Here is a 24,672-nt window from a genome sequence, read left to right as displayed (position 1 = left end):
TCATAAAAAAAGTTTACAATTATAATAAATAAAAATTATATATTGGAGGCTTATATGATTAAACAAATCGAATTAAACTTAGAAACTATCGAATCTATGTTATATTTATGGACAGCTTTAGCAGAAAAAGAAAAAGTTGCTGAAAGTTTTTTTGTTGATGTAGCAAAACAATATCCATTAAAAGCTATAATGACTAAAGATTTCGATGAAGAATCAGTAAGAAAAGTTCTTTCTGCTATTCAAAACAGAGAATTGCTTTCTGGAGCAAGTAAAGAAGAAAAAAGATTTTGGAACAACAATATGTGGATGATGGAAGACCTTGAACTTCCAAAACTTATGGCAAAACCTATTAAAGTTTTGAATGTAAACCACCTTATTGATGAACTAAACAAAGAATTTCCAAACAATGATAAAGAAGTTTTAAAGGTATATATAGCTCCTTTACATTTAGATGATTATTATATCGTTGATGGAAATTTAATCATCAACTTCTTTAGAATTATATTACCAGATGGAGAAAATGCATTCATCGAAGGACAACCTATCGACGAATATATTCTTACAAAGTTAAAAGAAGTTTTAAAATAATAATATTTTTATTATATTATTTGTAGGCTTTTAAATTATAAACGTTAAAAATTACACTTTTTTTAATTTTAAATATTTTGTAGGTTTACGATATATGACTATATCCGTAGTCAGTTCGTAGTCAAGTACCACAGCAGAAAAAAAGATTTTTATATGTAGAAAAAGCACCGTTATAGTGCTTTTTTTATTCTTCATCTATTCCATTTTTACAAAATTCTTTGAAGTCCTCTTCTGATGCTCTCCAACATTTACCAAATTTTACCCCTTTTATTTTTATTATAAAAACGTTGAAAATTAGTTGTTTTTATCGATATGGCCTATACACTAAAAAATAGATTATTATATATTTTTTAAAGATACTCAAAATGGTCAAGAACTTTACAAATTAATGAAAGAAAATGGTATAAAATGCACATTAGCCCCTACTCCAAAGACGGCTGACCATTGTTGTAGCATAAGCATTTTATATTATGATAATTCATATAATGATTTGATAAAAAAATGATTGAAGAGCATCATTTAGAAATATTAAAATTTTTCGAAAAAGAAAGAGATATAAATCAAAATAGAATGAGATTCTGTTTCACAATAAAGGTAGTGTCATAGACACTACCTTTTAAATATCTTATACATTATGATTGCCGTTGCGATTGAAACATTTAAAGATTCCATTGAATTATCCATATCTATTTTCAAATGTTCATTTGAAATTTCAAGCATTTCTTTTGAAACTCCATTTGCCTCATTTCCCATAACAACAATATTTTTTTCATCAAAACTAAATTCTTCTAAAAATTTTGAATTTTCACTTAAAGTTGTAGAAATTAATCTGTACCCTAATTTTTGCAACTCTTTTATTTTTTCAATATCACAGCTTACAATATTTGTTCTAAACATAGCCCCCATTGTTGCTCTTAAAACTTTTGAATTATACTTATCTACACAATTTATAGTAAGTATATCCTTTATTCCAAAAGCATTAGCCGTTCTAATTATAGTCCCAAAATTTCCGGGGTCACTAACATTTTCAAGACAAATTATATTTTTAGATGAAATTTTTCTTTCTTCTAAATAATTTACAATTGTTATAACACCTTCAGAATGTTGCATTTCTGTTAGGGATTGAAATAATTTTTCAGATAAAACAATAACTTTATCCAAAACAGTTTCCGGAAAACTAAAATTTTTTAAAAATTCTTTTGTACAAATTATATTTTCAACATTAAGATTCTCACTTAATACCTCAATCAAAAGTTTTTTTCCATCAAGTAAAAACAATTTATACTTATCCCTATTTTTCTTTAAAGATAAACTTTTAAAAAGTTTATATTTTTTATTTTCTTTGCTATCTATTGTTTTAAATTCCATATTATACCAATTTACTAATTCTATCATTTCTACCAGCAACAAGTAAAATATCGCTATCTTTTATAACATAATCAGCACTAATATTTATTTCCAAGCCTTTTTGTGTTTTAACTGCAACTATATTGATATGATACTTTTGTCTAATTTCAGATTCTTTGATAGATTTGCCAATCCAATCTTCAATAGGTGCAATTTCAACAAGAGAATATTCATCTGACAAATTTATAGAGTCCAAAATATTTGAATTACTTATATTATTTGCAACTCTAATTCCCATATCTCTTTCCGGAATAATGACTCTATCCGCTCCTATTTTACTAAGCACCATAGCTTGAACACTATCTGTAGCCTTTGCAATAATTTTTGGAATACCAAGCTCCTTAGCCTCAACAGTTGCAATAATAGAAGTTTTGTAATCAGAACCTATCGCAACAACACAAATATCAAAATTTGAAAGTCCTAGTTCCTTTAAACTTCCCTCAACTCTAACGTCGCAAATGATACTATGAGTAACTTTATTTGCAATAGAGTTAATAACCTCTTCATCTTTATCTATAACCATTACTTCATTTCCAAGTTTTTCTAAGGTAATGGCTAAATTTGTTCCAAATCTTCCACAACCTATAACAACAATTTGTTTCATATTATCTCCTATCCAACAATAACATTTCCGTTTGAATACTTAAATTTCTTTTTATTAACCTTATTATAAAAAGAAAAAATAATTGTAAGTGGTCCAACTCTTCCAATAAACATTAATATAATTATAAATACTTTTGTAATATCTTTCAAGTGTGGTGTTAAATCTTTACTTAACCCAACCGTTGCAAAAGCTGAAACAGTTTCAAAAAGTAGATTTATAAAATCAACATCTTCAATCAAAGTCAAAGTAAATACCACTGTTCCAACCAATAAAAGAGATATAACAAAAATCCCTATCGCCCTTTTAACTAAAGAAAAAGAAATTCTTCTTTTAAAAACTTCTATTTCATCATTATTTTTAATAAAGGAAATAGTTGTTACAATCAATAAAAATATCGTAGTAGTCTTAATACCACCGGCTGTACTTGCAGGAGAACCTCCTATAAACATCAAAAATATCGTAAAAATCGTTGAAGATTCAGTAAAATAAGTTTGATTTATAGAATAAAATCCTGCCGTTCTAGTCGTTACCGATTGAAAGAATGCATTTGATATTTTATCAAAAAAGTTTAAATTTTTTAAAGTATTTACATTAGAATATTCTAAAACAAAAAACATAAATGTTCCAAGGATAACCAATCCTAAAGTCATAACCAAAACAATTTTAGTATGCAAAGAATATTTATTAAATTTAAACTTAGAATTATTTATATCTATATAAACATTAAATCCAAGTCCACCTAAAATTATCAAAGCTGATACAACAAATAACATATACGGTGTTGCATTAAACATTTCAAGACTGTTTTCTCCCAAAATATCAAATCCTGCATTACAAAATGCTGAAATCGCATGAAAAACAGAATAGAAAATTCCTTTAATGCCAAACTTTGGAATAAAAACAAATGACATAAGAAAAGCGCCTACTCCTTCTATTAATAAAGTAGAAAAAATTACATATCTTATCAGCTTAACCATTCCACTAAGTTTTGTAGATCCCATTTGTTCTTGAATAACAAGTCTATCTTTTAAAGTTATCTTTTCGCCCAAAATCATAGCAACCATGGTAGCCATTGTCATAAAACCTAATCCGCCTGCTTGAATTAAGAGCATTATTACGGTCTTACCAAAGTAATTAAACTCGTTAGTTATATTTATAGTCGAAAGTCCCGTTACACAAACAGATGAAGTCGATATAAATACACAATCTAAAAAATTTGTAAAATTTAGGTTTTTAGATGAAAAAGGTAAAAACAAAAGAATTGATCCAACAGTTATAATTAGAAAAAATCCCATAGTCAAAACTGCCGGTGGATTCGTTTCAAGTTTATCTTTTAATTGTTTTATAAAATTTCTCAAAAGAACCTCCAAAAAAAAGTCCCTCTATTTATGAGGGACATCTCTCTATCTTACTAATTCAACTAATTTTTTGAATCCTTCAGGATCATTTATAGCCATTTCAGAAAGCATTTTTCTATTCATATTTATGTTGTTTTTCTTTAGTCCATACATAAATTTGCTATAACTTAAACCATATTGTCTTGTTCCAGCATTGATTCTTGCAATCCATAAACTTCTGAAATCTCTCTTCTTTCTCTTTCTTCCTATAAATGCGTAAGTCATAGATTTCATAATTGCTTGATTAGCAACTTTGAATAATTTAGACTTTGCACCATAATATCCTTTAGCTTGTTTTAATACTTTTCTATGTTTTTTTCTTGCATTTAAACTACGTTTTATTCTTGCCATTATTCTTTACCTCCATAACCTACGGAATCATATGATTGATTCTTTTTTGATCTCCACTGCTAATAACTGTTGATTTTCTTAAGTTTCTAATTCTCTTTGGTGATTTTTTACTTGTTAAGTGGCTCTTATAAGCCTTAAATCTTTTAATCTTACCAGTACCAGTTCTTTTAAATCTCTTAGCTGATGCTCTATGTGTTTTCATTTTAGCCATATCTAAAACCTCCTATTAATCTTGTTTTGGTGATAAAAACATTGTCATATTTCTACCTTCCATTACGGAATCTTTTTCTACATTTCCAAATTCCACAGTAAGTTCTTTAAATTTATCTAAAACAACCTTACCTATTTCAGTATGTCCAAGTTCCCTACCTCTAAATCTTACAGAAACCTTAACCTTATCTCCAGCTTTTAAAAAGTTATTGGCATGTTTAGCCTTAACTTCTATATCATGCTTATCAATACTTGGAGTAAGTCTAATTTCCTTTACATTTATAACTTTTTGTTTTTTCTTAGACTCTTTTTCTTTTTTCAAAGAATCATATTTATATTTTCCATAATCTAAAATTTTGCAAACCGGCGGATTAGAATTTGGAGAAATATTTACAAGGTCTAATTTCTTCTCACTTGCCATATCCAATGCCCTTGAAATTGAAACAACTCCAATTTGATTACCTTCTGCGTCAATTAACCTAACGTCTTTTGCTCTAATCTCTTCATTAATTAAAAGCTCTTTTATAATAACACCTCCACGATAAAAAAATGGCGAGTAAAAAACTCGCCATAATAATTACAAAATCAAAATTATTAAAATATACCTGAAACTAAAAAGTAACAAGGTGAGAGCGAGCACTCTACTTCATTCATCATATTACTCAAATATTTTACCATAAATGAATAAAATAGTCAAGCAATTTAAAAAATTTTTCTAAATCATCATGTTATGATACAATTGATGTGAGACCAAGGGTACAAAAAAAAGAGAATATCCTGTATAATTATTAAAACAAAAAAATTAACTAGAAAGGAACTCTCTTTTATGAATAATATTATATCACAAAATCAAGAAAATATAAAACACAACCAACGTTATATCCCTCATTTACTTCAAACAAGATACCACGCTGTTAAAACTTACAGAAACGGCAATTCTGTTAGCTTTGTTTGTAGAAGATATAAAATATCCAAAGCCTCTCTTATGCGTTGGAATAAAAGATTTGATGGCTCTATTGAATCCCTTAAGGATAAATCTCATAGACCTTTATCTAAACACCCTAATTCTCATACCGATACTGAAATTTATTGGATTAAAAATCTCATTAGAAGAAATCCTAATATTTCTTTGATTGAACTTTACGCTAAACTTAAACTAAATAAAGGTTATACTAGACACCCTTGCTCTCTTTTTAGGTTTCTTAGAAAACTTGGATTTTTTAAAGACGTTAAACAGCCTTCCAAACCCTATGTTCCTAAACCTTATCATACTCCTACTAAAATTGGTGTTAAAATGCAACTTGATGTTAAATATGTTCCTAATTCTTGTTATGTTGGTAAATATCCCGATAAATTCTACCAATATACGATTATTGACGAAGCTACTCGCGAAAGGTTTATTTATCCTTTTAAGGAACAATCTTCTTATAGTACTGTTACTTTTGTTAAAATGGCTATTAAATACTTTGGTTATATTCCTGAAATTATTCAAACCGATAATGGCTTTGAATTTACACATTTTAAAGATACTAAAAGAGTTCATCCTTTTGACAAACTATGTAACGAATTGGGTATTAAACATCAATTAATCAGACCTAGAACGCCTAGACACAATGGAAAGGTTGAAAGAAGTCATAGAAATGACAATGAAAGATTTTATAGTAATCTATCTTTTTATTCTTATGAAGATTTGATTGTACAAATGAAAAAATATCTCTATAAATCTAATAGATTACCTATGCAAACTTTAAATTGGCTCTCACCTATTGAAAAACGTAAAGAATTATTAGAATTAAAGGAGAATTAATTCTCCTTTAATTCTAACATACAGGTTATATTTTTTTATAATTTTTGGTCTCACATCATTTACAAATGTACATTTAAAAAATTTTTCTAAATCAAATTTACGTCATTTATTTGAACATATTTCCATTTTGATAAATTTAAAGTGGTAAATATGATGAAATAAATATTCTTTTACACAAGAATCGTAAATTCATATTTATTTTAACATAAAATTTTTTAAAAATCAAATTTTAATTTTCTTTTTTGAATAAAAACTTCATATATCCTACAAAAACAAATTACATTTGCAAAGCTTTGTGAATATGGTTTTGCATAAGTGCTTATCAACATCGTAGCCATTGTACTTGTTAAAAGTACAATTGCAATAAAAGGATTTTCTAAAACTTCTTTTAATTTACAATTTAAAACTAAAACTTTTAAAACAAATATTAAATATAAAATAAAAGCTACTGCTCCTATACAAAGTCTAAGCCCATTGCTATATGATTGCAACAAATTTACCATTTTTATAAATATTTTACATAACATCACTATTTGTAGTCCTATTATTTTTATGAAAAAAGAAATGCTAATAATCGCATTTCTTACTTCATTGTCAATTTTACTTTTTGTTTTTTAAGGTCTATTTCTAAAATTTTTACCTTTACTATATCAGAAACTTTTAAAACTTCTGAAGGGTGTTTTATAAATTTATTTGAAATTTGTGATATATGAACAAGTCCGTCGTTTTTAATTCCAATGTCGATAAACGCACCGAAATCTACAACATTTCTAACAGTTCCTTTTAATTCCATTCCAACTTCCAAATCTTCTATTGAAAGTACATCTGACCTTAAAATCGGTTTTGGCATATCCTCTCTTATATCACGTCCCGGTCTTTTTAACTCATCAATTATATCTTTCAAAGTTAATTCCCCTACTTCTAATTCTTTAGAAAGTTTTGAAACATTTACTTTATCTAAATCTTTTCCGTAAAGTTTTTTTGCTATTTCATAACTTTCAGGGTGAACCGCCGTATTATCAAGTGGATTTTCTCCATTTCTAATTCTTAAAAATCCTGCTGATTGTGTGTAAGCCTTCGGCCCTATTCCTTTTACTTTTTTAATTTCATCTCTATTTTTAAAAGCACCATTTTCATCACGATAAGAAACCAAATTTTTAGCCATTGTCTTAGTCATTCCTGAAATGTAAGATAAAAGTGAGAATGATGCAGTATTAACATCAACTCCAACTTTATTTACACAATCTTCAATAACATCAGATAGTGTTTCTGTTAATTGTTTTTGATTTACATCGTGTTGATATTGTCCTATACCGATATGTTTAGGTTCAATCTTTACAAGCTCAGCCATTGGGTCTTGGATACGTCTGGCTATTGAGATAGCTCCTCTAACTGTTACGTCCAAGTCCGGAAATTCTTCTTGTCCAAGTTTTGATGCAGAATAGATTGATGCTCCGGCCTCGTTTACGATTGAATAGAATAAATCTTCTTTTTTCAATTCATTTATAAGTTCAACAACAACTTTTTCTGTTTCACGACTTGCAGTTCCATTTCCGATAGCAATTAAACTTACATCATATTTTTTAATAAGTTTTGCTAAAATTTCCTTACTTTCTTTTATCTTTTCTTGTGGCTTTGTAGGATAGATATTTACATGGTCCAAAACTGAACCGGTTTTTGAAATGACTGCCACCTTACAACCTGTTCTATATCCCGGGTCAATTCCCAAAACAACTCTGTCTAAAATTGGAGATTGCATAATATAAGGCTTTAAGTTTTTTCCAAAAACTTCGATTGATTGTGTATCAGCCATTTCTTTTAGATTAGCTCTTATTTCAGTTTCTATTTGTGGGAATAAAAGTCTATTATATCCGTCAACAACTGCATCTTTTAAAAATTTATAACAGAAGTTTTCCTTATCCATACATAATGAAAATAAAATATCATCAATATTTTTTTCATCACTTAGCTTAACAGAAACTTTTAAGGCTTTTTCTTTTTCTCCTCTATTTATAGCAAGTATTCTATGTGCCGGAAGTTTTGAAATCTTTTCAGAAAATTCATAGTACATATCATAAACATTATTTTCTTCTTTTCCTTTTTCAGAAACAAGCACACCATTTTTATTGGCATCAATTCTTAAAACATCTCTAAAATCTTTATCTTCAGAAATCATTTCAGCAATAATATCTAAAGCCCCTGCCATTGCCTGTTCAATATTTAAAACTTCTTTTTCTTCATTTATAAATTCTAAAGTTTTTTGTTCAAAATTATTTTCATTAAGTTTTCTATCTAAAATCAACTCTGCAAGTGGTTTTAATCCTTTTTCCTTTGCAATAGTTGCTCTAGTTCTCTTCTTAGGTCTGAAAGGAAGATAAATATCCTCAACTTTTGAAAGAGTTTCAGCATTTAAAATTTCACTTTTTAATTCGTCAGTCAACTCTCCAAGATCGTCAATTAATCTTATAACATCTTCTTTTCTTTGTTCTAAATTTCTTAAATATTGTAACTTTTGTTCTAAATTTCTAAGTATTTCATCATCTAAATTTCCAGTTACTTCTTTTCTATATCTTGCGATAAAAGGAATTGTATTTCCCTCATCGATAAGTTTTACAGTATTCTCAACTTGAGAAAGTTTTATACTCAATTCTTTTGCAATTTGTTCAAAAATATTCATTACTACCTCTTTACATAAAAAAGGGAGCTAACGCTCCCTTAAATTCTAACAAAATAATTATTTTGCAGGTGCACTGTGGATTGATTTTCCTTCTAATTGGTGAATTGCTTCCATAAATGCTTCTGATAGAGTTGGGTGTGCGTGAATCATTTTTCCAATTGACTCAACTCCCATATCATTTGCCATAGCAACAGTTCCTTCATGAATTAAGTCATTTGCATGAGGTCCTATAATATGGATACCTAAAATTTTCTTTAAGTCTTCAGTTGCAATAACTTTTACAAATCCATCAGCCTCTCCTAATGAAACAGCTTTACCATTTCCACTAAACATAAATTTACTCTTAACATAAGGAATATTTTGAGCGATAACTTCTTCTTCAGTTAAACCAACTTGAGCAACTTCTGGTAAAGTAAATGTACAAGCAGGAACAATTCCTAAGTTAATTTCTGGGTGTTCTCCCATTAATTTTTCAACAACGTGGATTGCTTGAGCACTTGCAACATGAGCAAGTTGAACATTTCCATAAACAACGTCTCCAATAGCATAGATATGGTCAACATTTGTCTTAAATCCTTCATCAGTAAGAACAGCTCCTCTTTCAGTAGCAACACCGGCTTTTTCGATTTCTAATCCATCGATATTAGCTTTTCTTCCTGTTGCTAAAAGAACCATTGTACCTTCAGCTTCTTCAACTTTGTCTTTATCAACTCTCTTAGCTACAACTTTTAATTTACCGTTAGATTCTGCAATTTCACTTGCACGAACTTTGTTTATAATCTTAATTCCAGCTTTTTTAAAGATGCTTGGAATTCTCTTTTGGATTTCTCCGTCTGTTGCAGGTAAAACACCATTAGTAATTACAGTTACTTTTGAACCGAATTGAGCGTAAATACTTGCAAATTCCATACCAATAACTCCACCACCAACAACTACAAGTTCTTCTGGAATTTCTTTTAAATCTAAGAATTCATCACTTGTAATTACATTTGGTAAATTAGTTCCAGCGATTGGTGGAACACTTGGTTTTGAACCAGTAGCAATAATTATGTAATCAGCTGTTACATCTTTTTGTGAACCATCATTTAATTTAACATGAATTGTATGTGGGTCAACGAAAGAACCAAATCCTTTTAGGTATTCAATATTTGGATAAGAACCGATTAAGAATTCTACTCCACCTACGATTTTTTCAACAACTTCACATTTTCTTTCATTAAGTCTTAATGGATCGATTTTACATTCATCCATAAGTAATCCGAATTCAGCTTTTCTGTGAATGTTTTCCATAATTTCAGCATTTTTCCAAAGTGTTTTTGTAGGGATACAACCTCTATTTAAACAAGTACCACCTGGTCTGTCTGCCTCAATAAGTACAACTTCTGCTCCCATTTGTGCAGCTCTAATAGCAGCCTCATATCCTCCTGGGCCTGCTCCGATAACAGCTATCTTAGTCATAAAACACACTCCTTAATTAAATTTTTTAATTTCTAAGTTTTTTAAGTTTTCACTTACTTAAAATTATAGCTCAAAAACAAATTTTTTTCAAGTTTTTAAATAAATTTAACAAAAAAATGTTATGATACAATTGATGTGAGACCAAGGGTACAAAAAAAAGAGAATATCCTATATAATTAAAACAACAAAAAAATTAACCAGAAAGGAACTCTCTTTTATGAATAATATTATATTACAAAATCAAGAAAATATAAAACACAACCAACGTTATATCCCTCATTTACTTCAAACAAGATACCATGCTGTTAAAACTTACAGAAACGGTAATTCTGTTAGCTTTGTTTGTAGAAGATATAAAATATCTAAAGCCTCCCTTATGCGTTGGAATAAAAGATTTGATGGCTCTATTGACTCCCTTAGGGATAAATCTCATAGACCTTTATCTAAACATCCTAATTCTAATACCGATACTGAAATTTATTGGATTAAAAATCTCATTAGAAGAAATCCTAATATTTCTTTGATTGAACTTTATGCTAAACTTAAACTAAATAAAGGTTATACTAGACACCCTTGCTCCCTTTTTAGATTCCTTAGAAAACTTGGTTTTTTTTAAGATGTTAAACAACCTTCCAAACCCTATGTTCCTAAACCTTATCATACTCCTACTAAAATTGGTGTTAAAATGCAACTTGATGTTAAATATGTTCCCAATTCTTGTTATGTTGGTAAATATCCTGACAAATTCTACCAATATACAATTATTGATGAGGCAACTCGTGAAAGGTTTATTTATCCTTTTAAGGAACAATCTTCTTATAGTACTGTTACTTTTGTTAAAATGGCTTTTTCCTATTGAAAAACGTAAAGAATTATTATTTTCTATCGTCTAAAATTTACATATTAAATTTTTGCTATGTTTTTACTAAAACCATTCTTTGTGCATTTTTTCTAACGACTCTTTTGTTAGTGGATATCCAATAGATTCTCCTATCACAGAGTCAATCCCACAATATGGACAAATAGCTGTCCAATCTGGTTCATCTTCACACCAATCTTCTATTTCATTTGGAGAAAATATTTTACAACAATAAAAACAACCACACTTCTTTTCATTTTTAAGTATAGTTTTATTTGCAAAAGAATACTTATGAGCTTCTATACAATCCATAATACCTCCTTATAAAATTTATAATCTTTATTTAAATTGGTATGCTATTTACAATATCCATTATTAAAATGGACACTCTAAGTAGCACACCAACTATTTATTTTTTGAGTTTTAAACTTTGGTACTCTTTGATTTTTATTTTTGCTAGTATTGTAATTTTCTCTTTCTATTAGACCATATTTCCTTTTTACTTGTGCAATATATAGGCTTGAAACTTTTAACCCATATTTATCTAACACATACTTTTTAATTTCTCTATAAGTTGCATCTTTTGAAAAGTCAATTTCAGATAATTCATCTTCAGCTATTTCTATATCTAAATGATGTTCAGTGTTTAGTTTGGACAATAACGCCACCGTCTCAACCCCTATGGTTAAGGGGAACATATCCACACTCGTAGTTGGAAACATATCCAACATTGGCTCTCGTTTGTGGGAAGATATCAACGGTTTTGTCTGTTCGTGAGAACATATCAACTCAAATCATTTCATGGTTAATCCCTTATCAATGGCTTCCTGAATAATCTTATGACAACATACCCCCAAAGGATTGTTTTCCTTACAAAGCGAATTTTTCATTGCTCCAGTTATGGCATTTACTTCTTTAACGGTTTTCGCACCATGCTTTACAACTGCTTCAATTACCTGATCTTCTGTGACTTTGCTGCAATAACAAGCATACTTAGGATCTGCATCTTTCTTAAACCAGATAGGAACCCTAACTTGGTCTTTTAAGAATTTTATTTCTTTATCTAAGTTATAGTAAATAACGTCGCAGTCCTCATTCATGCATATCTTATATTGATCTCCATCAACGGCATTACGATAATCATCTGTCACCAAGTGTTCAACGGTTATCCTACTAACTGTTACTCCTTCATTATTACAGACAGGGCAACTCTCCTTTGTTCTATTTAAATTTTGTGTGATACATTCACAGCAACATTCATCAATAACTTTCAATTACATAACCTCCATATCTTTAAAACCATTTAATTCAAGGTAAATCCCAACCAATTTTCATTTATAGTTTTTAAATTAAAAAATACACCTTGATTGTATCGTCAATTATCGGTATCATTCAAGGGGTGAATAGGAAAAATAGTTTATAGATTCTTTACATTCAAAGCTCTAAAAGCATTTAATACTGCGATGATAGTTACACCTACATCTGCAAATATAGCTGCCCACATAGTAGTTATTCCAAAAGCACTCAAAATAAGAACAATTATTTTTATTCCAATTGCAAATACTATGTTTTGATGTGCAATTTTTAGTGTCTTTTTAGAAATCTTCATTGTAGTAGCAATTTTCGATGGCTCATCAGTCATAATTACAACATCAGCAGCTTCAATGGCCGCATCAGAACCTAAACCACCCATTGCTATTCCAATGTCTGCACGAGCTAATACAGGTGCATCATTGATTCCGTCACCAACAAAGGCAAGTTTACCTTTTTTAGATTTTTGCGAAAATAATTCTTCTAGTTTTTCAACTTTGTCTGCTGGCAACAGTTCTGCATAAACCTTATCAAGACCAAGCTCTTTAGCAACTTTTGAACCAATACTTTTATTATCACCTGTCAACATAACTGTTTGTTTAATATTAGCTGCCTTAAGTTCCTTGATTGCTTGTGCTGAATCTTCCTTTACCTCATCGGCAATTACAATGTAACCTATATATTTGTTATTAACAGCAACATGTACAATAGTACCGATCAGCTCTCCCTTGAAATAAGGGATATCCATCATTTTCATAAGTTTGATATTTCCTGCCATAACCTTTTTGCCATCTACTGTTGCAATAACACCATGACCTGATATCTCTTCTACATCTAAAATACGTTCATTGTCTATTTCTTTGCTATATGCACGTTTCAGTGAAAGTGAAATCGGATGATTGGAATAGCTTTCCGCATGTGCAGTTAATTCTAGTAGCTCTTCTTTGGAAACTCCTTCTGGATGAATTTCCTGTACATTAAATACACCTTTCGTTAGTGTTCCAGTTTTATCAAAAACAACAATTTCAGTTTCTGCTAATGCCTCTAAATAATTACTACCCTTGACTAAAACACCTTTTTTTGAGGCTCCACCTATTCCACCGAAGAAACTCAAAGGAATTGAAATAACTAAAGCACACGGACAGGATACCACAAGGAATGCTAGTGCTCTATATATCCAATCACTAAAAGTCGCCCCGTCTATAACAAGAGGTGGTATAATAGCTAGAAAAACTGCAATTATAACCACAACCGGTGTATAATATCTCGCAAACTTCGTAATAAATTGTTCTGAATTGGATTTTTTACTACTTGCATTTTCAACTAAATCAAGAATTTTACTTACAGTAGATTCTCCAAATTCCTTGGTAACCTCTACTGTAATAACCCCATTAATGTTGATGCACCCACTTAGGATATCACTTCCAACTTCTACTTTACGAGGAACAGATTCGCCTGTTAGTGCCGATGTATCAATCATTGAACTTCCCTCAATTATCTTGCCATCAAGAGGAATTTTTTCTCCTGCTTTAATTACAATAATATCTCCAATTTGTACTTCATCTGGGTCAACTTTGACAAGTTCATCACCTTTTTTAACATTTGCATAATCTGGTCGAATATCCATAAGGCTTGCAATTGACTTTCTCGACTTGCCAACTGCATAGCTTTGAAACAGTTCTCCAACTTGATAAAACAGCATAACTGCAACACCTTCAGGATACTCACCAATAAAAAATGCACCAATTGTTGCAATACTCATTAAAAAATTTTCATCGAAAACTTGACCTTTAAAAATATTTTTTACAGCTCTTTTTACAACATCTCCACCTACAATAATGTAACTTATTATAAAGAGAGCAATCTGTAACCATTCGTTATTTAAACTAAGCAATACTGCTGTAGCTAACACGGCTGCACCAATAATTATTCGCCATAGTCGTTTTGTCATACTAAATAGCCTCCTTTAAGCCTTTTTCATAGTTGTATCGGGTTCGATTTTTTTAACTATTTTTTCGGCCTCTGCTATTATTGTTGGCATTTTTTCATCCTCACCATCAATAACGAGTTTTGTGGTCATAAAGTTAACAGTAGCTTCTTTCACTCCATCAAGCTCATTAATAGCCTTTTCCATTTTTGCCGCGCAATTTGCACAATCTAAACCTTCAAGTATAAATTTCTTTTTCATTATTAAATCCTCCTAAATATTATTTGTAATTTTATTATGAATACTACAAGTCTTTTTCAAATTTTCTTGAAGCATTGCTCATTTGAAATGAAGACTTAAATATATGCCCAAATATCTTCAAAAAATATTCTATTCTACCACATTACTACTTCTCGTTGCTATGAATTAGACCTTGGTCAAATATTTCTCTTACATGATCATCAACTAATGAATAATATACTACTTTGCCTTCTTTTCTGTTTTTCACTAAATTAGCTTGTTTTAAGACTCTCAGCTGATGGGAAATTGCTGATTGTGTCATGTTAAGTAATACAGCGATATCACAAACACACATTTCAGCTTCATGTAAAGCCCATAATATCCTGATTCGTGTTGAATCTCCAAATACTTTAAATAATTCTGCTAGATCATAAAGGCTTTCTTCTTGAGGCATTTTATCTCTAACTTGATTTACAATATCCTCATGAATTAGATTGCAGTCACATCTTTCAATTGAATTAAATTTTTTAGTCATATTATCACCTCTTTTTAAATCATTTCATCTGATTACTTGGACAAGCATTCATACGTTGTATATTTATTATATTATTATTTTTCTCTTGTGTCAATAGTTATATGAGCATTTATTCAAGTATTTTTTATATTATTTAAAATATCTCAAAAACATCTACTAAGACATTAGTACAGTCCTTTCTCGGTATCCTGTTCCATACATATCCTTTAAACAATTCCTTAAAAATAAAGACTTCTCCTTCGTACAAGTTTTCGGTTTCTTTAATAGCTTCATCTAACAGCTTATTACATCACTCATGTGGTCAACTCCTTACCAATAACCTTATAAACAACATTTTTGATAATATCACATGTATAAATCATGTAAAAGTTAATGCAAAAACCGCCAATCAAGAGAACCTAACTCTTAATTGACGGTTTATATTAGTATTAAATCATACTTCCATTTCAATTCCAGATTTAAAGCATATTACAAAGTGGTCATCATAAACACTAACATTCTGGATAATCTTCCTTACTAGGGTATCATCATAACGTGTAACCATTACTGGAACATAAGCTATAAATTTCGTCTTTAAAATGTCCGTTATTTGCAGTTAATATGTTGGGTACATTTTCTAGCACAAAATACTTCGGTCTAACAACACTAACTCCTCAAAAAAATATTTAAATAAATAATTACGTGGATCATCCATTATTTTTCTTTTCCCTTTTTGAGAAAATCCTTGACAAGGTGGTCCCCCAACAATTACGTCTATATTTTTATACTCATTAAAAACATCATCAATATCTAATTTTGAAATATCTTCATTAATCATTTTCACTTTAGGATGATTTTTTTTATAAGAATTAGCTATAGAATAGTCAACTTCATTTGCTAAAACAATTTCAAATCCTGAGTCGAAAAATCCTTTAGATAGTCCACCAACTCCAGAAAACAAATCAATAACTTGTCTTTTCATCTTCTACCCTCATATTCGCTAATTTAGCATATTTTTCTTCTAATTCAACACCGATAAAATTTCTATTTAATCTATAGCTTGCAATTGCAGAAGAACCACTTCCTAGAAATGGATCTACTACTAAATCGCCCTCTCTTTATCTATCTCTATATCTTTCTCTATCTCTATCTCTTGTCGGACATGGGTTGGACTCATTAAGTACAATGTCCTCTGTTTATTTTGTCTGTATCTTCTTTTTTTCTCTGCCCAGGCTGTTTCTGATCCGATTAAGTTTGGTATTTCAGTTAAATAGTATTCATCATTTTCTGTTACAACTTCTAATAAGCCTTAATTGATTAAATAATTAACTGTAACCATTACATCATCGTCTGTTTCATCTATTGTTAGTGCTAACTCTTTTATAAAATCACTTTCTACTCCGTCATAATAGAGTTTGCCCTCATCTTTTAGGCTTAGTAGTAGAAGTTTGAGGTAGATTATCGTGTAGGTATCTCCTCCCGATATTCTCCTTAATCTTTTTATCCTTTTGTCTGTGAAAAATTCTTCTTTTAATTTTATCCAATAATATCTTTTGTTTGTTGCCATATCTGATCCTTTCTTGATTTTCGATAATCGAAATTCTTGATTTCCGATTTTCTTAAATTCTGGACTTCTTCTTTTCGGAAGTCTTGTTTATTATGGTTATTTAAGGGTGTAACTTTTCGTTACTCCCTTAGATTTCTCTGGTCATATCTTTTTTGCTTGGTTTTACTTTTTCTTTTACTTTTCTTTTGACTTTCTCTTTGGTCTTATCCTTGTTCTTGGATAGGTCTTTGTATTTCTTTATTTGTTTTAGGATACTTTCTTTTTCTTTTTTATTTTCCTTGGCTATGACTTGCTTAAAGGCATATTCAATTACTTTTATGTCTTTGGCTTGGAAGAATACTTCATAGTTTTGGCTTTCTTTGTTTTTCATTACTGAAAACTTTACACCAAGTTTGTTTAGTTCTTTTTTTAAGTCTTTGAGGTCGCTTTGATCTATGCTTATGTTTTCTAGTTGTCCTTTCTTGTAGAGGTCTTTTATTTTTATTTCATCACCCATAAGACTTTTTAGGTTTCCATTTGCTTTTTCTAAAGTATCATTCATCTTTTTTCTTATTTCTTTGTCTAAGTTGATTGATTCTTTTGCTGCCTTTATTGTGTATGATATTATGGTTTGTGCTGCTTGCCCTACTTCTTTGCTTATTTCTTCGTTTATCATGCTTTATCTCCTTTGTTTGAATTAAAAAAAGGGAAGTATAGGCTTTAATTTTTCTATACTTCCCTTTGCTTGTTTTTATTTTATTGTTCTTGGTGGTGGAATGCTTTATTTTGATGTTTTTATATATTTCTTAGGTATTTGTACCTTTTATACTTTTAAATAGCTTACAATACCTTTCCACCTTTAGTAGTTTGTGTGTGTTCTTTTGTCTGATAGATAGTTTTTCATGTTGGAATATATAATCTGTATTTCTTCATTGTTCATTGCTTTTATTTCTTCTGTGGTTTTATAGGTTTTGTATGTTCCATCTCCGTCTGCTTTTATGAGTTCATCTATTAGCTCTTGCCTTTTATTCATCTCTATTACCTCCTAGAACTGCCTTTAGTTGTTTGGTCATATTATAGCTTGGATAAGATATTTTTACCAGGTCTTACCTTTCTTGATTTTTGTAATAGTCTTTGGTGGATTGTCTTTTTTCATTAAACTTATCACTATCTAGCTTATACTCTTTAATCTTTTCTATGATACTTTCTTTTCTTCTTTTTACTATATCTTGTTTTAATATCTTCTTCTCTTGATTTTTTAGTTGCCTTAATCTTTCTTCTGTATCGTCTATTTTATCTTTTATTTCTTTTGACTCTTGTCTTATTTGATTTAATTTTTTCATGCTGATCTCCTTTCTTGTAATAAAAAAGAGATAACATTTCTGCTATCCCTTTCAAAGTTTCACTATTAGAATTTATATAATACTCTTTTCGATAATATCTGATATTTCCTTTTGTATAGATTCTATTTTTCTATCTATTCCTTTTTGTTGCATGATATGATTTTGTATCTCTGCTATAATTTTCTTTTGTTCACTTTTTGCAATATTAGGTATCGGAAATTCATTCGTTATATTAGGAAATATATTTGTATTGTTTCCTAATCCTTTTTTATGAATTTCTACTAAATATTGAAAGTATCTACTTCTCATATAATAGTAACAGAATATTGGAATATATCTATTTTCATCAAATCTAAATCTGATTATAAAATCACTAAAAATAGCATTTATATCTTGTGTTACTAATGCCACTTTTCCAATTCCACCTTCTCCTGATCTCATCATCAAAATATCGCCTTTTTTTTACTTTTGTAGAATATGCTTTTTTTCACCTTTTGGTTTTTTAATGAATTCTTGTCTTCATAGTCTGCTAATACTGTTTTTAGATTCTGATAATCTATTTCCCATGTACTAATGTCAGCCATAGTAATGTAATAACATTCCGTATCTTCTTCAAAATCTTTTGGTGCTATACCCTTACCAGTCATTGAAATATTAGATAAAGCTTTCTTTATTTTCACGCTATTTTTACTCAATTCATCAGTTACAAAAATTCCTGCTTTCCTATGATATTTTGCACTAAACCTTAAATCAACATTGTTTGAAAAATCTTCTAAATTATTTATTTGAATTTTATTTGATTTCAATTCATTAAATAAATTAAAATCATATCCAAAAAAACTTTCTAATGCATTGTCTATTATTTCCTTTATATTTTCTTTGCTACTTTTGTATTTTAATAAACTCTTTCTTAGAGGATTTGTCTTTTCGAGTACTTCTTTTATTTTTTTATTGCTTATTTGCAGCAAAGGTAAATTCATTAAATCATATTCGTTTAAATTAGGTTGTGCCTTTTGAGATGCTATGTTCCTAAATAAATTATAGTAAAGATCCGATTGAAAAATCATTTCATAAAATTCTACTTCTACATCATCTCGATTTTTTCTTAATATAGAGATATTATTAGAAACAGTGCCACCTATTACATTTTTACTTGCACAAATCTTGCCAACTGTACTTCCAATCATTGCAATAACCAAATCATCTTCTCTTAGTATTTTTTCATCTGGTAACTCACAATCATCACTTAAGTAAATTAAATCTTCCATTAATACCATAGGTAACCTAATGAAATTATACATTTCAGATTGCCTATTATAAAAATAATCAAAATTCATTCTTGCCCCCTTTCTTTAAAATAAAAAAACGACAGAATTATTATTTTCTATCGTCTAAAATTTACATATTAAATTTTTGCTATGTTTTTACTAAAACCATTTTTTGTGCATTTTTTCTAACGACTCTTTTGTTAGTGGATATCCAATAGATTCTCCTATCACAGAGTCAATCCCACAATATGGACAAATAGCTGTCCAATCTGGTTCATCTTCACACCAATCTTCTATTTCATTTGGAGAAAATATTTTACAACAATAAAAACAACCACACTTCTTTTCATGTTTAAGCATAGTTTTATTTGCAAAAGAATACTTATGAGCTTCTATACAATCCATAATACCTCCTTATAAAATTTATAATCTTTATTTAAATTGGTATGCAATTTACAATATCCATTATTAAAATGGATACTCTAAGCAGCACACCAACTATTTATTTTTTGAGTTTTAAACTTTGGTAGAAGTCTTGAACTCCTTGTATTTACATAACTATTTGCCTCTGTCACTATTATGACACGAAACCCACAAGCAGTATCTAGTTTCATCACGTGTTGGATACAAGGAAACCTTACCCTTAAACCATGAAACCCTAGCTTGGAACTCTGAAACTTTAGAGCTTGGAGTATCATATTATTTTTTATTGAGAATAATAAAGCATATCTCAAATAACACTCAAAAGATAACATACAAAAAGATGGCTCTAACATATCGCTAGAGCCACCTTTTAATAAACAATGCTAGTTACTTAAAACAAGCAGAGCCTACTTATTTGCTTTCTTTCATCATTTTCTTCTTAAGAAGAAGTGCAAGTCCGGCAATTGAGAAACCAAGCGCTGTGAGCAAGCCCGCAAAAGATGCTGATTCGCCTGTCTTAGGAAGCATGCCAATATGCTTTTCAGGCTGCGGCTTAGGAGCCGGTATCTCAGACTGCGGCTTCAATTCCGGTGTAGACGGATTTGGAGTTGGATCCGGTGTCGGCACAGAATCTTTCGTGTAAATAGCATACACAGTCATATCACTATTAACTACGCTTGCTCCCGTAAATGCAGTACCTTTACCGTCAGCCTTTGTATTCCATTCCTTGAAGGTATAACCAGCCTTCGTTGGATTGTTCGGCATAGACTGATCTTTTAGATTGTCCGTATCAATAGCCTTACCTGTCTCCACTTTAACAGTAGCAACCGTAGAATCACCATCTTTAAAAGTCACAGTGTTGTAATAATCCGGTATTGGTGACGGAGTATCTTTCTTCGTGTAAATAGCATACACAGTCATATCACTATTAACTACGCTTGCTCCCGTAAACGTCTCACCCTTACCGTCAGCCTTTGTATTCCATTCCTTGAATGTATAACCAGCCTTCGTTGGATTCTTCGGCATAGACTCATTAGTCAACGCATCAGTATCAATAGCCTTACCAGTTTCTACCTTTACTGTTGCATGCGTATTATCGCCATCCTTGAAAGTAACCATGCTTTGAGCAGGCTTAACAACATTAAATGTATATTGGATTTTATACTGACTGTCGTTAGCAGCTAAATTGCTATCTTTACCGCTAGCTTCTTGAGGGGCTGCAAAGTAATGTATATATGTCCATGTCAGACCTTTATTCTGTCTAACTTCGTCATAGGTGGATCCTCCAACATTCATATACTCAAGGAAACCACCGATGGAACCAGTAACAACATTCTTACCTTCCACGGCATCTTTAGTAATAGCTATATCTTTCATAGATACAGAGATTGTATTGAGAGAATTTAACTCATTCTTAAATTGGTCTTCCGTTAAGAACGTTTCTCCAGCGCCTTTTCTTCTTAGCGTAACGGTAAGTGTCATACCAGTTTTAACTTCTCCGCTTACAGAAGTGGAGAGCGTGAGTAAATCAGAAGATGCATCAGATGTTGCCGTTGCTTTAGATATATCAAATCCCTTAGGAAACTTGATGGTGTAAACAAGCTGTGAATCCGTTAAAAAGCGTAATGTTCCTTTAGCCTTTTCGTTCCTATACATGTCATGACCAGAAAGTTCTGAGAAAATCGGCTGAGATAGCCAGTTCATATTTGAGAGTGTTAATTTCAAACTTGACAGATTATCACCAGCAGAAATCTTTACATCTTTTGATGTTGTGTCATTATTATAGGAAAGATCTCCATAAAACATTGGATTATCTGTCATTGGAACAGCTGGATCATCCGTTGCACTTTCAGGCTTATACTCTTTAAGCATCTTCAAAAGTGGAGAAAGCGCAGGTTTTCCATCATCTGAATGAATGCCTGTTGAATAGCTAAAATACAGAGTTTGATCAACAGCATCCTGACCACCTATTTTTTTAATTGCATCAGGAATTTTAGTTTCTTCAGGTTTCAGAACACCTTTAGGGACGGCTGCAATTTTTGAATCGCCAAAAATATCTGTATTTGCTTTTTCAAGTTCAATCCAAGTATTCCCTGTTTTCATGGAGTTAAAATCTTCAGCCACTTCCGCATGCGCTACACCCGATGAGAATGTGGAAATGAGCAACACTGAAAATAGTATGCTTAAAACTTTCTTCATAAAATACTCCTCCTATTAGCGCACAACATTAACGGTTGTCTTATTAGTCTTAATATCAACAATTTGCTTTTGGAAAATGAACTTCTTATAAAATAATTCACATTTTCCTTCAGCTGTTATCTGTCCTAAATTCTTAACAGAATCGTCTTTAACTTCTACAGAATATGGAATGCTGATAGAAATAAGATGCCCTGTCATACCTGCTTTTCTTTCATTTTCATATAGCTTAAAGAAGCCCTTGTAGTCGTTCCAGTTTCCAAGACTAAAAGTAAAAGTTACCGAATTGGCGTCTTTATCGTATGATTTTTTGATTTCACTAATCATAGAAGTGTTTGCAGAGCAAGAAACCTTTTCTAAATTAACATTGAAATTTTTAGGAAAAGTGATAGTATATTTAGCTGTTGGGAAATTTTGTCCCTTATCAAACATAACCAAATTCTCAAAAGCTCTACCATGAGAATCGGTCTTCCCCTTAAAGTCTTTAATATATTTTTGGTATGCGCCTTCTAACAGATCGCTTGTTTCGACAGATCCTGAAACAACACCCTCATAGTAAAGATTACCGTCTTTGTTAACATCCTTACCTGCATTTTGTAATGCATCTGTTATAGTAATTGTTCCTACAATTTTATCTTTTGCAACTTGATCATATTCACTTGTTACATTACTTCCAGCCGCAAATGCCTGAGTAGTTCCAGTCATTACGCCAAATGCTATTAATGTAGCCATCAATATGCCCATTGTCTTTTTTACTAATATTTTCATCTTTTACCTCCGTATAATTTTTATTTTGTTTTTTCCGTATAACCCCACCTATTACATTGAAAACACCTCCTTAAAAGTGTTAACGCGAAACAATCTAGACATAAAAAAATGTGCATCTTCACATGCTTTACGCATAGAAAAATGCACACTAAATAAAAGGTTGTTTAAGCATATTACAACCTTGTCTTGTCTTGTCTTGTCTTGTCTTGTCTTGTCTTGTCTTGTCTTGTCTTGTCTTGTCTTGTCTTGTCTTGTCTTGTCTTGTCTTGAGCATTATAATCGCCTTCTTTTAATTTGTCAAGTCTTTTTTTATTATATACAGTTATTATATCATATTTCCATGATGAAATAAATATTATTTTACACAAGAATCGTAAATTCATGTTTATTATATCATATTTTTAAATATAAAGCTACTTATATCTTATTTTATATAAAAGTATTATGTTATGATACAATTGATGTGAGACCAAGGGTACAAAAAAAGAGAATATCCTGTATAATTAAAATAACAAAAAAAATAACTAGAAAGGAACTCTCTTTTATGAATAATATTATATCACAAAATCAAGAAAATATAAAACACAACCAACGTTATATCCCTCATTTACTTCAAACAAGATACCATGCTGTTAAAACTTACAGAAATGGTAATTCTGTTAGCTTTGTTTGTAGAAGATATAAAATATCTAAAGCCTCCCTTATGCGTTGGAATAAAAGATTTGATGGCTCTATTGACTCCCTTAGGGATAAATCTCATAGACCTTTATCTAAACACCCTAATTCTCATACTGATACTGAAATTTATTGGATTAAAAATCTCATTAGAAGAAATCCTAATATTTCTTTGATTGAACTTTATGCTAAACTTAAACTAAATAAAGGTTATACTAGACACCCTTGCTCCCTTTTTAGATTCCTTAGAAAACTTGGCTTTTTTTAAAGATATTAAACAACCTTCCAAACCCTATGTTCCTAAACCTTATCATACTCCTACTAAAATTGGTGTTAAAATGCAACTTGATGTTAAATATGTTCCTAATTCTTGTTATGTTGGTAAATATCCTGACAAATTCTACCAATATACAATTATTGATGAGGCAACTCGTGAAAGGTTTATTTATCCTTTTAAGGAACAATCTTCTTATAGTACTGTTACTTTTGTTAAAATGGCTATTAAACACTTTGGTTATACTCCTGAAATTATTCAAACAGATAATGGCTTTGAATTTACACATTTTAAAGATACTAAAAGAGTTCATCCTTTTGACAAACTATGTAATGAATTGGGTATTAAACATCAATTAATCAGACCTAGAATACCTAGACACAATGGCAAGGTTGAAAGAAGTCATAGAAATGACAATGAAAGATTTTACAGTAATTTATCTTTTTATTCTTATGAAGATTTGGTTGTACAAATGAAAAAATATCTCTATAAATCTAATAGATTACCTATGCAAACTTTAAATTGGCTTTCACCTATTGAAAAACGTAAAGAATTATTAGAATTAAAGGAGAATTAATTCTCCTTTAATTCTAACATACAGGTTATGTTTTTTTATAATTTTTGGTCTCACATCATTTACAAATGTACAGCCTATTTTATGCTTGTGCTTGCGTTAGTATTTATTAAGATAGTCTTTGTTTTTTTTCCTTGTCCCACTTGGAACTGCTCCAAATCGGTTGGGTGCCCGGGAACCTTGTTATTTCATAATCAAAATAATTTAAAAAAGATTTTTTAAAATTAACAAAAGGAGCTTATGTATTTTTAAAAA

The 24,672-nt window shown here is 30.2% G+C and carries 29 protein-coding genes and 6 pseudogenes; 5 read left to right on the top strand and 30 right to left on the bottom strand.

The window, feature by feature from the left end; all coding sequences use genetic code 11:
* The first annotated feature begins 54 nt into the window (after window positions 1-54).
* Together ACKTSI_RS02070 and ACKTSI_RS02065 are read left to right on the top strand one after the other, a co-directional pair.
* Window positions 55-588 carry a hypothetical protein gene (locus ACKTSI_RS02070; protein WP_288979597.1) on the top strand — a complete coding sequence of 178 codons (534 nt, stop codon included), beginning with the start codon at window positions 55-57 and terminating at the stop codon, window positions 586-588.
* Between the two features lie 388 nt (window positions 589-976).
* Entirely contained in the window at window positions 977-1,093 is a 117-nt protein-coding gene (locus ACKTSI_RS02065) for a DUF3343 domain-containing protein (protein ID WP_231723248.1), read from the top strand.
* A 104-nt stretch (window positions 1,094-1,197) separates the two neighbouring features.
* Here ACKTSI_RS02065 and ACKTSI_RS02060 read toward each other — a convergent pair whose 3' ends face one another.
* The 6 genes from ACKTSI_RS02060 to infC are packed head-to-tail and all read right to left on the bottom strand — an operon-like array spanning window position 1,198 to window position 5,086.
* Complete coding sequence (locus ACKTSI_RS02060) at window positions 1,198-1,983, bottom strand: TrmH family RNA methyltransferase (protein WP_407862999.1); 786 nt, start codon at window positions 1,981-1,983, stop codon at window positions 1,198-1,200.
* Entirely contained in the window at window positions 1,958-2,599 is a 642-nt protein-coding gene (locus ACKTSI_RS02055; RefSeq protein WP_407862998.1) for a potassium channel family protein, read from the bottom strand. The genes ACKTSI_RS02060 and ACKTSI_RS02055 overlap by 26 nt, the downstream gene beginning before the upstream one ends.
* Window positions 2,600-2,607: 8 nt before the next feature.
* Window positions 2,608-3,957, bottom strand: coding sequence for a TrkH family potassium uptake protein (locus tag ACKTSI_RS02050; RefSeq protein WP_231723249.1), 1,350 nt, complete (start codon window positions 3,955-3,957; stop codon window positions 2,608-2,610).
* Between the two features lie 45 nt (window positions 3,958-4,002).
* A complete protein-coding gene (gene rplT, locus ACKTSI_RS02045; RefSeq protein ID WP_004832268.1) occupies window positions 4,003-4,347 on the bottom strand; it encodes a 50S ribosomal protein L20 in 345 nt (114 codons plus the stop codon).
* A 19-nt stretch (window positions 4,348-4,366) separates the two neighbouring features.
* Entirely contained in the window at window positions 4,367-4,558 is a 192-nt protein-coding gene (rpmI, locus tag ACKTSI_RS02040) for a 50S ribosomal protein L35 (RefSeq protein ID WP_004832272.1), read from the bottom strand.
* A gap of 15 nt (window positions 4,559-4,573) precedes the next feature.
* Window positions 4,574-5,086, bottom strand: coding sequence for a translation initiation factor IF-3 (gene infC / locus ACKTSI_RS02035; protein WP_288868861.1), 513 nt, complete (start codon window positions 5,084-5,086; stop codon window positions 4,574-4,576).
* Between the two features lie 297 nt (window positions 5,087-5,383).
* On the opposite strand from infC, the gene ACKTSI_RS02030 reads away from it, so the two are divergent.
* Complete coding sequence (locus ACKTSI_RS02030; RefSeq protein ID WP_407862668.1) at window positions 5,384-6,364, top strand: DDE-type integrase/transposase/recombinase; 981 nt, start codon at window positions 5,384-5,386, stop codon at window positions 6,362-6,364.
* Window positions 6,365-6,579: 215 nt separating this feature from the next.
* On the opposite strand, the gene ACKTSI_RS02025 is transcribed toward ACKTSI_RS02030, so the two are convergent.
* The 3 genes from ACKTSI_RS02025 to lpdA are packed head-to-tail and all read right to left on the bottom strand — an operon-like array spanning window position 6,580 to window position 10,499.
* Complete coding sequence (locus ACKTSI_RS02025) at window positions 6,580-6,891, bottom strand: hypothetical protein (RefSeq protein WP_407862997.1); 312 nt, start codon at window positions 6,889-6,891, stop codon at window positions 6,580-6,582.
* Window positions 6,892-6,947: 56 nt separating this feature from the next.
* Window positions 6,948-9,041 carry a Tex family protein gene (locus ACKTSI_RS02020; RefSeq protein ID WP_407862996.1) on the bottom strand — a complete coding sequence of 698 codons (2,094 nt, stop codon included), beginning with the start codon at window positions 9,039-9,041 and terminating at the stop codon, window positions 6,948-6,950.
* Window positions 9,042-9,098: 57 nt separating this feature from the next.
* Window positions 9,099-10,499: a dihydrolipoyl dehydrogenase gene (gene lpdA, locus ACKTSI_RS02015; RefSeq protein WP_308578241.1), complete on the bottom strand. Its 1,401-nt coding sequence runs from the start codon at window positions 10,497-10,499 to the stop codon at window positions 9,099-9,101.
* Window positions 10,500-10,716: 217 nt separating this feature from the next.
* Between lpdA and ACKTSI_RS02010 the strand changes: the two are divergent.
* Window positions 10,717-11,355 (top strand): annotated as a pseudogene (locus ACKTSI_RS02010) (transposase); the annotation flags it as partial.
* Between the two features lie 69 nt (window positions 11,356-11,424).
* Here ACKTSI_RS02010 and ACKTSI_RS02005 read toward each other — a convergent pair.
* The 21 genes and pseudogenes from ACKTSI_RS02005 to ACKTSI_RS01905 all read right to left on the bottom strand — a co-directional run bounded on the left by ACKTSI_RS02005 (window position 11,425) and on the right by ACKTSI_RS01905 (window position 23,277).
* Window positions 11,425-11,670 (bottom strand): cytoplasmic protein, encoded by a 246-nt coding sequence (locus tag ACKTSI_RS02005; RefSeq protein WP_407862995.1) that lies wholly within the window; start codon window positions 11,668-11,670, stop codon window positions 11,425-11,427.
* A gap of 77 nt (window positions 11,671-11,747) precedes the next feature.
* Window positions 11,748-12,026 (bottom strand): RNA methyltransferase, encoded by a 279-nt coding sequence (locus tag ACKTSI_RS02000; RefSeq protein WP_407862994.1) that lies wholly within the window; start codon window positions 12,024-12,026, stop codon window positions 11,748-11,750.
* 126 nt (window positions 12,027-12,152) lie between these two features.
* Entirely contained in the window at window positions 12,153-12,632 is a 480-nt protein-coding gene (locus ACKTSI_RS01995; RefSeq protein WP_026478197.1) for a Csac_0668 family 2Fe-2S cluster-binding (seleno)protein, read from the bottom strand.
* 143 nt (window positions 12,633-12,775) lie between these two features.
* Entirely contained in the window at window positions 12,776-14,620 is a 1,845-nt protein-coding gene (locus tag ACKTSI_RS01990) for a heavy metal translocating P-type ATPase (RefSeq protein ID WP_407862993.1), read from the bottom strand.
* A gap of 15 nt (window positions 14,621-14,635) precedes the next feature.
* Entirely contained in the window at window positions 14,636-14,857 is a 222-nt protein-coding gene (locus ACKTSI_RS01985; protein WP_003145146.1) for a cation transporter, read from the bottom strand.
* 145 nt (window positions 14,858-15,002) lie between these two features.
* A complete protein-coding gene (locus ACKTSI_RS01980; protein ID WP_068472545.1) occupies window positions 15,003-15,371 on the bottom strand; it encodes a metalloregulator ArsR/SmtB family transcription factor in 369 nt (122 codons plus the stop codon).
* Between the two features lie 172 nt (window positions 15,372-15,543).
* Window positions 15,544-15,651: pseudogene (locus ACKTSI_RS01975) on the bottom strand (DUF1413 domain-containing protein); the annotation flags it as partial.
* A 153-nt stretch (window positions 15,652-15,804) separates the two neighbouring features.
* Window positions 15,805-15,891: pseudogene (locus ACKTSI_RS01970) on the bottom strand (DNA recombinase); the annotation flags it as partial.
* Between the two features lie 7 nt (window positions 15,892-15,898).
* Window positions 15,899-15,994 (bottom strand): hypothetical protein, encoded by a 96-nt coding sequence (locus ACKTSI_RS01965; protein WP_201275920.1) that lies wholly within the window; start codon window positions 15,992-15,994, stop codon window positions 15,899-15,901.
* Window positions 15,988-16,332, bottom strand: a complete 345-nt coding sequence (locus tag ACKTSI_RS01960; RefSeq protein ID WP_407862992.1) for a DNA cytosine methyltransferase — start codon at window positions 16,330-16,332, stop codon at window positions 15,988-15,990. The genes ACKTSI_RS01965 and ACKTSI_RS01960 overlap by 7 nt, the downstream gene beginning before the upstream one ends.
* Window positions 16,313-16,417, bottom strand: a complete 105-nt coding sequence (locus tag ACKTSI_RS01955; protein WP_407863117.1) for a hypothetical protein — start codon at window positions 16,415-16,417, stop codon at window positions 16,313-16,315. Before ACKTSI_RS01955 ends, ACKTSI_RS01960 begins: the two co-directional genes overlap by 20 nt.
* 160 nt (window positions 16,418-16,577) lie before the next feature.
* Window positions 16,578-16,917, bottom strand: a pseudogene (locus ACKTSI_RS01950) (phage replisome organizer N-terminal domain-containing protein); the annotation flags it as partial.
* Window positions 16,918-17,044: 127 nt separating this feature from the next.
* Complete coding sequence (locus ACKTSI_RS01945; protein ID WP_407862991.1) at window positions 17,045-17,572, bottom strand: PcfB family protein; 528 nt, start codon at window positions 17,570-17,572, stop codon at window positions 17,045-17,047.
* 183 nt (window positions 17,573-17,755) lie between these two features.
* Window positions 17,756-17,929 (bottom strand): hypothetical protein, encoded by a 174-nt coding sequence (locus tag ACKTSI_RS01940; RefSeq protein ID WP_197415910.1) that lies wholly within the window; start codon window positions 17,927-17,929, stop codon window positions 17,756-17,758.
* A gap of 73 nt (window positions 17,930-18,002) precedes the next feature.
* Entirely contained in the window at window positions 18,003-18,239 is a 237-nt protein-coding gene (locus ACKTSI_RS01935; protein ID WP_407862990.1) for a hypothetical protein, read from the bottom strand.
* Between the two features lie 72 nt (window positions 18,240-18,311).
* Window positions 18,312-18,683, bottom strand: coding sequence for a hypothetical protein (locus ACKTSI_RS01930; protein WP_407862989.1), 372 nt, complete (start codon window positions 18,681-18,683; stop codon window positions 18,312-18,314).
* Between the two features lie 788 nt (window positions 18,684-19,471).
* Window positions 19,472-19,576: pseudogene (locus ACKTSI_RS01925) on the bottom strand (replication initiator protein A); the annotation flags it as partial.
* A gap of 90 nt (window positions 19,577-19,666) precedes the next feature.
* Window positions 19,667-19,912 carry a cytoplasmic protein gene (locus ACKTSI_RS01920; RefSeq protein WP_407862988.1) on the bottom strand — a complete coding sequence of 82 codons (246 nt, stop codon included), beginning with the start codon at window positions 19,910-19,912 and terminating at the stop codon, window positions 19,667-19,669.
* A 429-nt stretch (window positions 19,913-20,341) separates the two neighbouring features.
* Window positions 20,342-22,129, bottom strand: coding sequence for an InlB B-repeat-containing protein (locus tag ACKTSI_RS01915; protein ID WP_407862987.1), 1,788 nt, complete (start codon window positions 22,127-22,129; stop codon window positions 20,342-20,344).
* A gap of 15 nt (window positions 22,130-22,144) precedes the next feature.
* Entirely contained in the window at window positions 22,145-22,870 is a 726-nt protein-coding gene (locus ACKTSI_RS01910) for a hypothetical protein (RefSeq protein WP_407862986.1), read from the bottom strand.
* A gap of 197 nt (window positions 22,871-23,067) precedes the next feature.
* Window positions 23,068-23,277: a hypothetical protein gene (locus ACKTSI_RS01905; protein ID WP_407862912.1), complete on the bottom strand. Its 210-nt coding sequence runs from the start codon at window positions 23,275-23,277 to the stop codon at window positions 23,068-23,070.
* A 161-nt stretch (window positions 23,278-23,438) separates the two neighbouring features.
* Here ACKTSI_RS01905 and ACKTSI_RS01900 point away from each other — a divergent pair.
* Window positions 23,439-24,420 (top strand): annotated as a pseudogene (locus ACKTSI_RS01900) (DDE-type integrase/transposase/recombinase).
* The last annotated feature ends 252 nt before the right edge of the window (window positions 24,421-24,672 follow it).

Origin of the sequence: Parvimonas parva (assembly GCF_045866535.1) — a bacterium.
GTDB lineage: Bacteria > Bacillota > Clostridia > Tissierellales > Peptoniphilaceae > Parvimonas > Parvimonas parva.
The sequence above is the reverse complement of the archived record's forward strand: the minus strand, read 5'-3'. Positions and strand labels throughout refer to the sequence as shown.